Below are 12,562 nucleotides of genomic sequence, written 5' to 3' on the forward strand. Positions count from 1 at the left end.
CCATCACGATCCGTGCTGATTTTAATCATTGTGGTATTACTCCCTGGACCATAGCAGTGGCATGGTTCCGTTTCCATCACGACCCGTGCTGATTTTAATTTATTAATGTGTTCCAAGAATTTACATACTACAAACGTTTCCATCACGACCCGTGCTGATTTTAATTATTTGGAACTACATTAAAGGAGCAAATGTAATCTTGTTTCCATCACGATCCGTGCTGATTTTAATTAGAACTTTTACAAGATATAAAACCATATAAGCATCAGTTTCCATCACGATCCGTGCTGATTTTAATTAATAGGGAAGTACCGTGAGGGAACGGGTGGGGCTGGTTTCCATCACGATCCGTGCTGATTTTAATATAAAACAATCGAATACAACAAATTGATAAGAGAAATAGGTTTCCATCACGATCCGTGCTGATTTTAATTGAAAACTGTGTAGCAAAAGAAAAAAGCTTTAATGAATTTGATAAGTTTCCATCACGATCCGTGCTGATTTTAATTTGGAAATTTAACGCCACATAGTATAAATATTTTGGTGTTTCCATCACGATCCGTGCTGATTTTAATTGTGGAGATTAAACACACTTGTGAATATTATCATGAGTGTTTCCATCACGATCCGTGCTGATTTTAATTTTTAATAATAAATTCCTCTGTATAAATAATCTTTTTCTAACGTTTCCATCACGATCCGTGCTGATTTTAATTAAAATAAAAAAAATAAAAAGGTGGTAGAATGAATAGTTTCCATCACGATCCGTGCTGATTTTAATAGGATAATTTTTCTTATTTTGTTATAATATTTTTACTAATATTTATATTTTTCTACACTATAAGATTTCTACCCATAGATAACCTCTTTTCTTTATAAACCCTATAACAAAACAATCCAAACTTTTATTTAAAAAACAACAACTAAAAACAAATAAAAACAAAAAACACACTTAATCAACCATGGATTTCTAAAAACAACTTCAATAAATTAAAAACTCTAAAAAAACTCCATAATCAAATACATCCAAATATGCAAAATAATTAAACAAACCACCCCTTAGAAACCAACAAAAACCAAATAAAAAACAAAAATCTAAACTAAAAACTCAAAACACAAAAAAATAAAAACAAACAACAAGATAAATAACTAATAAACGTCAAACAACTCTCCTAATGTTATTTTTTTATTGGTTCTTATTAATTCTGGAATTTTTCCTTTTATTCCAACCTTATCTTTTACAACAATAAAGATTCCATCTACTTTCTCAATTTCATCTGCTTTTTCTAAGGCATTATTTATCATCTCATCTATATCGTTTCCCTTTGAAGCATTACATATCGCTGTCGCTGCGGCATCTGCTATTGCCGAACTTTTAGCAAAGACGGTAACCGCATCTGCCTCCCCGAAACTTACGGAGTGGCCAACGGTCGAAGACGATGTGCAAACCCCATATATCCTTTTAATTTTTTCTTTTTTTAACTTAAATCCTATCTCTCCAGAAATATTCGAATTTCCTGCATATAATCCAACAACAACATCTTTTTCAGATCTTAAACAAATATCCCCCCCATTTTCTGCAATGATATTTTTTGCAGTAATATTCTTAACCAATAATTCTGATATTGCCCCTGCAACACTTGCCATTGGCCCAACATTTGCTATTTTTCCAGCAGTTGCCATTAACCTTACGATCTCTGGGACGTTTTCCTCAACATCAATGGGATCGTAAGAGAGGAGAAACATTGGATTTGTGCGAATATATCCTTCTAAATCATGCCTTAATTTATAAACTACACTTTCAGCTTTTTTAAAATATCTTTTATCATCTATTTTCAATAGTAAATTGGTTTCTTTTATTGTAATCCTTTTTTTAAACCACTGCATAGCAAACCCTTTTTACTACCTAATTTAGTTAATCTAAATTATTTAAAGGTTTTAAAGTTTTAGATTAAGAATTTATTGTAATACTTTTCAGCAATATCTCCAAATATTGGAAATTTAAATTTCTCATTGTTATATGCTTTAATCATTCCAACAACCCAAAACACTAACATCAATATATTTATTAAAGCTGAAATTATAATTCCGATTATTGGAATTGACGAAAATATAACTGCCAATATATTCAAACTTAAAAATGTTATAAAGGACTGCATTGCATGAAATCGGATAAAATCGTCATCTCTCTCTAAAAGCAAGAAGATCAATCCGCTAATCCAAAATAATAAATAACATAACGCCCCTTCAATATTCCTATCCAATCCTAATGCCATAGATTCCACCTTAATAAAAAACGTTTTATATTTTGTTATTATTTTGTTATATTTATTACAAAATTTTATATTTTAATTATAACTGTTTTCTATTTATTTACCCGCTTATACATCCAAGTAATATTTTCAATTACTCACATCTCTTTTTAAAACTGAAAAAAAGTTAAATAAGGAAAATTGGGATACAAGAAAAATATTTAAAGTGGAACATATTATTTAAACAATTTATTTGAACAATATTTATCTCAAATTATTATAATGAGATGAGACATTAAAGATATTTAATTAACTCTCTTATTGCCTCCTCTACATTCTTCGCCTTAACTACTCCAGAGGCCAATAAAACACCCTCTGCTCCTAAATCCAGAGCAGCTTTAACATCTTCTCCTTTGGATATTCCAGCTCCACAGAGCACTTTAACATCTTTATTTATCTCTTTAACTGCCCTAACTGTTCCCTCTACAATTTCAGGATTTGCCTTTGAAACAGGAATTCCAGTTCCTATAAGCTCTGGAGGTTCCACAGCAATATAATCAGGACTTAAAGTTGAAACTGCCTTGGATGTATTTACATTGTTAGTGCAAACGATTGTTTCTAATTCCAGATTTTTGCATTTGTTTATAACTGCTTCAATATCTGCCAATAACATCCTTCTCTCTGAGTGATTTATTAAAGTCCCTGTGCAACCGCAATCTTTAACTGCTTCTGGAAGTATATGTCCTGTATGACTTCCCGGAGAGATATTATCAATATGTTGCGAGTATACAGGAATCTCTACACTTTCAACTATCGACCTTAGATCAACAAATTGAGGTGCTACCCCTATTACAATTCCGCTTTCTTCACTTATTTTTTCTGCAATTTTTGCTATTTCTAACCCTTTCTTTCCAATACTCTCTGCGTATGTCTTGTAGTTAATAACGATCAACATAAATAATCACCGTGATAACATGATTGTTCAGATAAATGATTATTTCATAGGGATGATATTTAAAGGTAATCGATTAGTTAGGAATACAATTCCTTTAAGAGAGGAGGAGATATTTAGATTTTATAATGGAAAGATTTTAGATGAGCCAAATAAGATGTGTATGAAAGTTGGAAAGATCATTTTGAAACTGTATTTTGCTGATTTAGACGATAAAATCGCAAGGGATCTTATCGATTACGAATTAAATGTATCATCGTTTACAAAAAAGGTATTGGATGAAGTTAAAAAAATAAAATTTGGAGAAACAGTTAGTTATGGAGATATTGCAAAAAAATTAAACACCTCTCCGAGGGCTGTTGGAGTTGCTCTAAGTAAAAATCCTCTTCCGTTAATAATTCCCTGTCATCGGGTTGTTGCTAAAAATTCACTGGGAGGATACTCATATGGCATAGAGAAGAAAAAATTTATATTAGAAATGGAGCAAATTAAAAAAAGGTTGAAATAAGCGTGGAAAGATCAATAAATTTATATTATATTCAAATTATTAAAAAATTAATAATATGCATCTAACAATACATTCAAATATTCTTTAGATTTAGATATTAAATTTTAATTTAGAATTTAATAAAAATAAAATAAAAATTTAAATTTAAATAAATATTTGAACGAGGGAAAATTAAATTATAATGCTAATATATTTTTGGGTGGGGTAGGTTTAATGTTGATCAGAAAATTTTCATCAAAGGATTTAGACGCAGTGGAAAAAATCGAAAAAGAGGCATTTACAAACCCATATCCTACATCCCTCCTCATAGGTTTTTGGTCGATGTATCCAGATTGCTTCTATGTGGCAGAAATAGACGGGAAAGTTGTTGGATACATTTTAGGTAGTATGGAGTGGGGAAATGGTCATATAATATCCCTCGCAGTGAAAAAGGAATATAGAGGATTGGGAATTGGAAAAATACTATTAAAAACTCTTGAAAATTATTATTTCAATACTGCAAAGTGTAATTACATTGTTTTAGAAGTTAGGGTCTCCAACACCGTAGCAAGAAAATTCTACTACAAAATGGGATATAAAGACAGGAAACTCCTTCCAAACTACTATGAAGATGGAGAAGATGCTATATTAATGATAAAAAAGAGACAAAACGCCAAAGGGGTTTTAATTATCTCCCTCTGGTAATCATGTTTCTTTTTTAAATATTTCTTCAATTTTTGGACATGCAGTTAAAATCAAGTTATGAAGTTCAGTATCCTTCGTTGATTCCAAAACCTTATAAAGTAGTTTTTTATTATTAATATGGGGTTCAATCAAATGTCGCACCATGATAATTTTAATCCCCATAAATTTTGCCTTGTCATTAATTATCTTTAAATCCTCAATTATTTTTTCATCGGTTTTCATAAAAACCACCCAAAGACAAAATGAAATATAACAATAAAAATTCCAAAATGCTATATCTATATTAATCATTTTACTTGTTTATTGCCCATATTTAGTTTTCTATATATCCATTATGTTATTTATATATTTATGATTTTTTTGCATATGCTTTAATACCTACCTATGTATGTGTTTGAACAAGTAAAAAACTTTCTACCACATATCGAATAATTTTGAAAATATAATAACTTTTGGTCTCTTGCAAGTTATCCACTCCCCCTCATCCACTTAAATATATTGATAAAAATATAGCCAAATATAGCGGAATGGTTCTAATAGAAATTGAGAAAGAATTAATCAAAAATAAGAGAATAAAAAAGAATTTTAGAGCAACTTCAACAATTTTATCTTTAAATAATTCCTTCTTTTTATAAGATGTTGTCTTGGTGATCAACCAACGAAAAATAACTTTTTTATCATTTTCATCAACAGTAAAAACAAGAACAAAGCTTTTATCGGTATGAACTCGTTTAAAATCATTTAAAGGATATTTTAGGTTTTTATAGTGCTGAGGATTTTGAACAATCTCTTCCATTTCCTTCAATATTGATCATAATTTTTTATATCTCTTTTTGAAAGTTTTTGGAGTATTTTATCCAATGAGGTCATTATTTCAATATCATATATTTATTCTCCCAAATATCTCTTTTTTAGATTTTCAATATAGATTTTTCATTTTTCGATATACATAGGTTTTAACTCCTCATCTAACAAAAATTCTGCAAGGGTCTGATTTTAACCCCCATATCTTTTAATCTATTTTTAGAATGTTAAAAAGTAGTTTCTATCACGATCCGTGCTGATTTTAATTTAATTAGGTATTATAGCTGCCGGTAGTATAATGAATGTAGGTTTCCATCACGACTCGTGCTGATTTTAATTTTTCGATTTTCAATTTCAACATAAATCTTTTTGATTTCCATCACGACTCGTGCTGATTTTAATTAGAGACAATATGAAGCCAATTAATGTCAGCATTATTGATGACTACAAAAATTTCCATCACGACTCGTGCTGATTTTAATTTAATTTTACAGACGCATAAATTTATCTTTTTTAGCGAAGATTTCCATCACGACTCGTGCTGATTTTAATGAGGGATGTTATAAGACAAAGCATAAGGGATGCTATAAGAGATTTCCATCACGACTCGTGCTGATTTTAATTTGTGAACAATGTAGAGAATGTTGGTACGAAAGTCATTTCCATCACGACTCGTGCTGATTTTAATTTTTAGTGATAAAATGAAGGATATAAACGATATAATAAAGTTTCCATCACGACTCGTGCTGATTTTAATGGAAAAAAATATCTAATACTTGACTATTCAACTTATGCTTTGTTTCCATCACGACTCGTGCTGATTTTAATCAGGACAGATGGTTGGTGGTTGGAGTAATTATAGGAGTTTCCATCACGACTCGTGCTGATTTTAATAGGGTAATTTTTCTTATTTCATTATAATATTTTTACTTATATTTATATTTTTCTACACTATAATTTTTCTACCCATAGATAACTCCTTTTCTTTATAAACCTTTTAACAAAACAATTCAAACTTTTATTTAAAAAATAACAATAAATAGAAAACAAAAAACACACTTAATCAACCATGGATTTTTAAAAACAACTACAAACAATTAAAAACTCTAAAAAATCCCTATAATCAAACACATCCAAATATACAAAATAATAAAACAAACCAACCCTTAGAAACCAACTAAAAACAAATAAAAAACAAAAATCTAAACCAAAAACCTAAAAATCAAAAAAACAAAAACAAACAACAAGATAAAAATACGTGCATTATAAAATATTCCAAAATCGGATTTAATAAAATATTCAATAAAAATTTATTTATAATAACTTTAACGAACTATTAATATGGCTTTACTATTTTAAAAACTTGAAAAAAATATCAAGAGTTGAGACCATGAAGGTATCGGTTTATGGAGCGGGAAATCAGGAGTTATATATAAATAAGTTGAATTTGCCGAAGAAGTTTGGTGGTGAGCCGCCTTATGGTGGTTCGAGGATGGCTATTGAGTTTGCTAAGGCGGGGCATGATGTTGTTTTGGCAGAGCCGAATAGGGGTATAATGAGTGAGGATCTTTGGAGGAAGGTTGAGGAAGCGGGAGTTAAGGTTGTTAGTGATGATGTTGAAGCTGCAAAACATGGAGAAGTTCATATCCTCTTCACACCATTTGGAAGAGCCACATTCAGAATAGCCAAAACAATAATAGAACACCTCCCCCAAAACGCAGTGATCTGCAACACATGCACCGTCTCTCCAGTAGTTTTGTACTACTCATTAGAGCCAATTTTAAGAACTAAAAGAAAAGATGTTGGAATTAGCTCAATGCACCCCGCAGCGGTTCCAGGAACTCCTCAACACGGTCATTATGTTATCGGTGGAAAAACTACTGATAATAGGGAGTTAGCAACAGAAGATCAGACAAATAAATTAGTTGAATTAGCAAAGAGTGCAGGAAAAGAGGCATATATTGTTCCTGCTGATGTCTCATCTGTTGTTGCAGATATGGGTAGCTTAGTAACTGCTGTTGCTCTCTCTGGAGTATTGGACTACTACTCGGTTGGAAGAAATATAATAAACGTCCCTAAGAAGATGATAGAACAGCAAGTTATTATGACATTACAAACGATGGCTTCACTTGTTGAGACCTCAGGAGTTGAAGGATTAGTTAAAGCATTGAATCCAGAATTACTTGTTAGAAGTGCATCATCTATGAAATTATTAGATAAACAGAAAGATTTAGAGGCAGCTCTTGAAATATTAAGTAATTTAGACGATTTGATAAAGAAGGAGATTGAAAATGCAGAAATTAAACCTACAACTCTTGTAGCAGCTCAGTCATTAGTTAAAGAAATAAAAACATTAATTGGAGGAGCTGCTGCTGAAGGGGCTATAAAGAGAAGTGCAAGAAAACTGTTCGAGCATTAGGTTGGTAAATAAGTATGTCCATATTTATAAATTATTTATTAATAAATATTCTTTGTGGGAAATATTTATATATTGTGTATGGTAATGTAGATGTAGAATTCTTTGGTATGGGGAAAATATGAAAAAAAGAGACGAAATAAAGGTTGTAGTTATAGGATCCAGTGATGTGGGAAAAACTACATTGATGGAAAGCTTAATTGGAAATATTGGAAAAGTTGAGCACAGGGGAATAACAACAGCAATAGATTACGGATCTCTAACTGTTAATGGCAGAAAGATTCATTTCTTTGGGACTCCTGGACAGAAAAGATTCGAATTTATGAGGGATCTAACTTTAAAAGGCACAACCTTGGCATTAGTTGTGTTAGATGCCTCCAAAGGAATAACCGAGGAAGATATAGAAATAATAAAATCCTTAGAATCAAAAAATATACCATACGGGATATTTATAAATAAAACTGACATTAAAAAAATCGAGTTGGACGAAATAAGCAAATATTTCTCACCAAAATTCGTGATTGAAGGTAGTGCTTTGAAAAAAATTGGCCTAAACGAGATTTTAAACCACCTTTTAAATGATCACTTTTGAAAATTTAAAAAAATTATATATAGTAAAAGAACACTTAACACCTACATAAGAACTTAAAATAAAAACGACATAATTACATACACTATTACTAAAATCGTCCAAAAATGAAAAATAAAAATAAACAAATATGATAGGCAAAATATAAATAAATATAAATAAATCAAGTTGGTGATAACATGATTGATAGGGTTTTGTTGGAGTTGAATAAGACGGAGGGTATTAAGGGTTCTATGGTTGTTGGTAAGGATGGGTTGGTTATTGCATCCCAGTTGCCTGGTAGTGTTGATGCTGAGTTGGTTGGGGCTATGGCTTCTGCTGCTTTTGGGGCTGCTGAGAGGACAGCGGCAGAGATTGGAATGGGTAATTTAGAACAAACAATGATTGAAGGAGAACATGGTAAAACATTAATGGTTGATGCAGGAGAAGGAATCTTAGTCGTATTAACCGATGCAAAAGTAAACTTAGGACTAATAAGAATAACCATGAAAAGAGCAGCAGAAAAAGTAAAAGCAATGTTCTAAGATAACCAACTAAACTATATTTTACTATATTTAAATAAATTTTACAAACTTTAAAAAGTTTTTTATTCTTTTAACCTGCATTAAGATAAGGAAGAACTTAAAATCGAGATGATCTCATCAACCACATCATCAGTTAAATCTGAAACATCAATTTTTTTTGTCTCGAATGTTATTCCACTCTTTAAGATTCTTTCATAGGTTGGGCATAGAGTAGTTATTGACTTTCCATTATCCAACTTTATCTCTTCATTTATTTTCCTTGAAACACATTTTGGATTTTCACATTCTAAAAAGATAGATATACCCTCAAGATCTTTAAAATAGGCGTTTTCTAATTCGTTTTTTATTCTTTTATTTACATCTACATACTTCTTATAGATCTTTTTAGCGTTTAAAAGTTCTTCTTTTAAAAGTCCAAAATAATTTATTGTCTTATAAGTTTTTGATAGCAATTTAAAGTTCTCATCCCCTTTAACCATTTCTTCAACCTCTCTACTCAAACCCAAAAATCCCCCATACTCACAATTAACGATCTTTGGAGATCCTGTTGAGCAGACGATAATATCTCCATATCCACAGTCCCCTCCGATTTTTCCAGATATATCCTCAATAAATAAAGAATTTTTCTCTTCACATATTTTTTTTATTTCTTTTAATGGCTGGGGAGATAGATATCCTGCAAGAGACGTTATAATTAGGGATGAGTCATCCTGCAAGTCCTTTTCGAGATTTTCCACATCTACCATCCCAAGATGAGTTTCAAATATTTTTGTTTTAAGGCCTAATATTTTAGGAAAGTCCAAAAAACCTTTCCATCCTCCCATATTTGGAACAAGAAGATCTTTTTTGTATTGTTTTGCAATCCATAACGCCATGAAAATGGCAGCACTTCCAGATGGAAAGAAGAGTATTTTATATTCTCTTTTTACCAGAGCATTTATTATTTTCGCTATTTTAGATTTATCTCCTTCTTTATTTACTAATCCCCATAAACTTGGTCTTCTATGCTTTACTATCATACTCTCACCAAATCAGTTTATGCAAATAGAAGATGTAAAAATGTTTATATATTACTTATCCAAATTAATTTTAAATTAATTTTAATTAAGTTTAAGTTATCTTTAACAAAGTTTTTTATCCAAATATACGATATAACCTATTCATAAGAAAGCTTAAAAAATAATAAATAATAATAAAAACTGAAAAAATTCAAATATGGACGGTGTCGAGATGGTGAAGTATAAAGACCTATTTGAGCATAGAAACTTGAAAAACCTGCATGTGGTCTTAACATCAATGATCGCAGAGTTTTCAACGTTGGGAATATTAAATCAAGGCACCACCAATATAATTGGCTCAGGAGTTGGCAAAAAAATAGCAAAATGCTTAAAAGAGACAGTGAAAGAGTTTCCAAAAGACGATAAAAAGTTAATAGAGTTTTTAATTAATTTTTGCGATATGTGCGATGAATACATAATAGAGGATGATAAAATAGGAATAAAAATTGATAAATGCAAATACTGCCCGAAACAGATTGGAGAAGCAGAAATTCCCGGAAGTGCATGTCCCATCCCCTCAATATTAGCAAGTTGTATGGAAGAATTAACAAACAAACCATATAAAATAAAATTGTGGGACAAAAACAAGGTAATAATAAAAGAAAACGGTTATTGCTGGTTTAGAATAAAATAAATAGAATATTGAATTAAAATATAATATAAAAAATAATAAAAACAAAAAATAATAAAAAATAAATAGAAAAGAGTTAAAAGATAAAAAGAGATAAAAAAGGAAATATTTTGAATTACATAACACTCTCTTCTGGATAAGCAGGCATCTTGTGCTCTGCCATATCTAACCCCATCTTCTCTTCTTCTTCACTAACTCTCAATCCACCTAATGCAATTCCAACGATCTTCGCTAAGATATATCCAAGTCCAGTTCCATACACAACACAGAAAGCAGCTCCAATCAATTGATCAATTAAACTAACCCCTCCAGCTCCCCCAAACATTTTTAATCCTAAAATTCCTGTTAATATTGCCCCTATAACCCCCGATGTCCCATGAACAGGCACAATACCACAGACATCATCCAAGCCGGCTTTTTCAACGAGTTTATATACAATTGGAACCTGTAAACCTGCAATTAACCCAATTATTAAACCTCCGAGAGGGCTAACAACATCTGTTCCTGAACAGATCGCTACTAAACCAGCAACAATTCCGTTAGCAGTGAATAGAACATCATTTCTTGAAGCAATTAAAGCTCCAATTCCTCCTCCTGCCATTGCCATTGTTGTTGTTGCACACACAAGCCCCGATACATCTCCCAAAGCTAATGAACTACCTACGTTGAATCCATACCATCCAATCGCAAGAGCAAATGCTCCAAAAACAGCCATTGGAATATTATGCCCCAATATAGGAACTGGTCTTCCATTAACAAATCTACCAATTCTTGGCCCCAGTGCAGCGATTGCTCCAAGACCTAAGAATCCTCCCAACCCATGAACAACCAAACTTCCTGCATAGTCATGCCAAGGGACTATATTCGCTCCCCAAGGTCCTAAATATACAAACAGAGGATACAATAAAGCAGTTATGATCAATGATATTATAACATAGGCACTGAACTTTATTCTCTCTGCAACTCCTCCAGATACGATCGTTGCAGCAGTAGCACAGAAGACAAGACCAAAGAACCATGTTGCTAAATCAAGACCATTATTTGGCCAGTTTGTCCCAACAATTTGTTTCCACCAGGTTATAAATGCAGATAAATCGAAACCTTTTGAACATAAAATTCCACCAATGAATAACCATGCAACACAACCAATAAGCCAGTCAACCATGTTTTTCATCATAACGTTGTTGGCATTTTTCTTTCTAACTTGCCCACCTTCAAGCATTGCAAAGCCCCATTGCATCATAAAGACAAGAACTCCCATCACTACAAGGAAAAACACGTCAGAAGCGTTTGCAATATGCACAAGTGCTTGAACAATGTTTGTTATTCCATCAGGATTTATCCCTGAACTTTGCATTGACGCTATCGTCTGATTTACAAGTGTTTGATTTATCAAATCAGCAGTGGCCATGTTTTCACCTCTCTTTGCACGTCTTTATCTCAATTTTTGTTTTTTGTTTTGTTTTTGTTTTCTGTGAGTTAATTAAACTGCCTCTTTTCCTTCTTCTTTTGTTCTTACTCTTACGACTCTTTCTACTGGTAGGACGAAGATTTTTCCGTCTCCTGGGTTTCCGGTTCTTGCATTCTCGCAAATAATGTTAATAACATCATCAACATCCTCTTCCTTAACAACCAACTCAATCTTAACCTTCGGAATCAAATCAACAATATACTCCCTCCCCCTATACCTCTCAACAATTCCACCCTGAACTCCCCTACCCTTAACCTCACTAACAGTCATACCAACATAACCAGCATCTGACAAGGCCTTCTTAACAATCTCCAACTTCTCAGGCCTTATAACCGCCTCAACCTTCCTCATCTTATCAACCTCCACTGTTGTGTATAATCATTATCACTGGAAGCGGAAATCTTATTCTTAGGGAAACGGAAATTACATTCCTAACTACTCTTGACAATAATATAAAAACTTTTCTATAAGCAATAGATGCATATATTCGATTACAGATATTAATTAATATTCATTAAAACATTGTGTGTTAAAAAAATTTAAAGAATAGAATTAAAAGATAAATGGTTCCTACAAAATCATATATTCACCTTTTGGATGTTTTGGGTAAGGTTGTGAAAATATATAGAAAAACCGTAAATTATATATATATGGAAGTAGGAAACTCATTTCC

The 12,562-nt window shown here is 31.8% G+C and carries 14 protein-coding genes and 2 CRISPR repeat arrays (1 of these 16 running past the window's edge); of the genes, 6 read left to right on the top strand and 8 right to left on the bottom strand.

Annotated features, from left to right (window positions below):
• A CRISPR array of direct repeats spans positions 1-781; the repeat unit is 30 nt; unit sequence GTTTCCATCACGATCCGTGCTGATTTTAAT; it begins 204 nt to the left of the window's first position.
• A 368-nt stretch (positions 782-1,149) separates the two neighbouring features.
• The 3 genes from METVU_RS08495 to tpiA form a co-directional block, all read right to left on the bottom strand.
• Positions 1,150-1,887 (bottom strand): UPF0280 family protein, encoded by a 738-nt coding sequence (locus tag METVU_RS08495; protein ID WP_015733781.1) that lies wholly within the window; start codon positions 1,885-1,887, stop codon positions 1,150-1,152.
• Positions 1,888-1,946: 59 nt separating this feature from the next.
• Positions 1,947-2,276, bottom strand: coding sequence for a DUF4870 domain-containing protein (locus tag METVU_RS08500; RefSeq protein WP_015733782.1), 330 nt, complete (start codon positions 2,274-2,276; stop codon positions 1,947-1,949).
• Between the two features lie 271 nt (positions 2,277-2,547).
• A complete protein-coding gene (gene tpiA / locus METVU_RS08505) occupies positions 2,548-3,207 on the bottom strand; it encodes a triose-phosphate isomerase (RefSeq protein WP_015733783.1) in 660 nt (219 codons plus the stop codon).
• Positions 3,208-3,226: 19 nt separating this feature from the next.
• On the opposite strand from tpiA, the gene METVU_RS08510 reads away from it, so the two are divergent.
• Both METVU_RS08510 and rimI read left to right on the top strand, forming a co-directional pair.
• Complete coding sequence (locus METVU_RS08510) at positions 3,227-3,712, top strand: methylated-DNA--[protein]-cysteine S-methyltransferase (protein ID WP_015733784.1); 486 nt, start codon at positions 3,227-3,229, stop codon at positions 3,710-3,712.
• 213 nt (positions 3,713-3,925) lie between these two features.
• Positions 3,926-4,396, top strand: a complete 471-nt coding sequence (gene rimI / locus METVU_RS08515; RefSeq protein WP_015733785.1) for a ribosomal protein S18-alanine N-acetyltransferase — start codon at positions 3,926-3,928, stop codon at positions 4,394-4,396.
• On the opposite strand, the gene METVU_RS08520 is transcribed toward rimI, so the two are convergent.
• Together METVU_RS08520 and METVU_RS09160 are read right to left on the bottom strand one after the other, a co-directional pair.
• Positions 4,397-4,618 (bottom strand): hypothetical protein, encoded by a 222-nt coding sequence (locus METVU_RS08520; RefSeq protein ID WP_015733786.1) that lies wholly within the window; start codon positions 4,616-4,618, stop codon positions 4,397-4,399.
• A 259-nt stretch (positions 4,619-4,877) separates the two neighbouring features.
• Positions 4,878-5,192, bottom strand: coding sequence for a hypothetical protein (locus METVU_RS09160; protein WP_245528138.1), 315 nt, complete (start codon positions 5,190-5,192; stop codon positions 4,878-4,880).
• A gap of 245 nt (positions 5,193-5,437) precedes the next feature.
• Positions 5,438-6,094: direct repeats of the CRISPR family, unit length 30 nt; unit sequence GTTTCCATCACGACTCGTGCTGATTTTAAT.
• A 496-nt stretch (positions 6,095-6,590) separates the two neighbouring features.
• Here METVU_RS09160 and METVU_RS08530 point away from each other — a divergent pair.
• From METVU_RS08530 to METVU_RS08540, 3 genes are all read left to right on the top strand, one after another.
• On the top strand, positions 6,591-7,619 hold the full coding sequence (locus METVU_RS08530; RefSeq protein ID WP_015733787.1) for a H(2)-dependent methylenetetrahydromethanopterin dehydrogenase-related protein: 1,029 nt from the start codon (positions 6,591-6,593) through the stop codon (positions 7,617-7,619).
• 118 nt (positions 7,620-7,737) lie between these two features.
• Complete coding sequence (locus METVU_RS08535) at positions 7,738-8,208, top strand: GTP-binding protein (RefSeq protein ID WP_015733788.1); 471 nt, start codon at positions 7,738-7,740, stop codon at positions 8,206-8,208.
• 176 nt (positions 8,209-8,384) lie between these two features.
• Positions 8,385-8,729, top strand: a complete 345-nt coding sequence (locus METVU_RS08540; protein ID WP_015732583.1) for a roadblock/LC7 domain-containing protein — start codon at positions 8,385-8,387, stop codon at positions 8,727-8,729.
• 80 nt (positions 8,730-8,809) lie between these two features.
• Here the strand turns inward: METVU_RS08540 and METVU_RS08545 are convergent, their stop codons facing one another.
• Positions 8,810-9,748 carry a PLP-dependent aminotransferase family protein gene (locus METVU_RS08545; RefSeq protein WP_015733789.1) on the bottom strand — a complete coding sequence of 313 codons (939 nt, stop codon included), beginning with the start codon at positions 9,746-9,748 and terminating at the stop codon, positions 8,810-8,812.
• A 211-nt stretch (positions 9,749-9,959) separates the two neighbouring features.
• Here METVU_RS08545 and METVU_RS08550 point away from each other — a divergent pair, with 211 nt between their 5' ends.
• Positions 9,960-10,421, top strand: coding sequence for a hypothetical protein (locus METVU_RS08550; protein WP_015733790.1), 462 nt, complete (start codon positions 9,960-9,962; stop codon positions 10,419-10,421).
• A gap of 112 nt (positions 10,422-10,533) precedes the next feature.
• On the opposite strand, the gene METVU_RS08555 is transcribed toward METVU_RS08550, so the two are convergent.
• Together METVU_RS08555 and glnK1 are read right to left on the bottom strand one after the other, a co-directional pair.
• Entirely contained in the window at positions 10,534-11,775 is a 1,242-nt protein-coding gene (locus METVU_RS08555; RefSeq protein WP_048197124.1) for an ammonium transporter, read from the bottom strand.
• 126 nt (positions 11,776-11,901) lie between these two features.
• The gene (gene glnK1, locus METVU_RS08560) at positions 11,902-12,240 is read right to left on the bottom strand and encodes a P-II family nitrogen regulator GlnK1 (protein WP_015733792.1); all 339 of its coding nucleotides are present in this window, start codon (positions 12,238-12,240) and stop codon (positions 11,902-11,904) included.
• Positions 12,241-12,562 lie beyond the last annotated feature (322 nt).

Source organism: Methanocaldococcus vulcanius M7 (assembly GCF_000024625.1).
GTDB classification, from domain to species: Archaea; AGJL01; Methanococci; order Methanococcales; family Methanocaldococcaceae; genus Methanocaldococcus; species Methanocaldococcus vulcanius.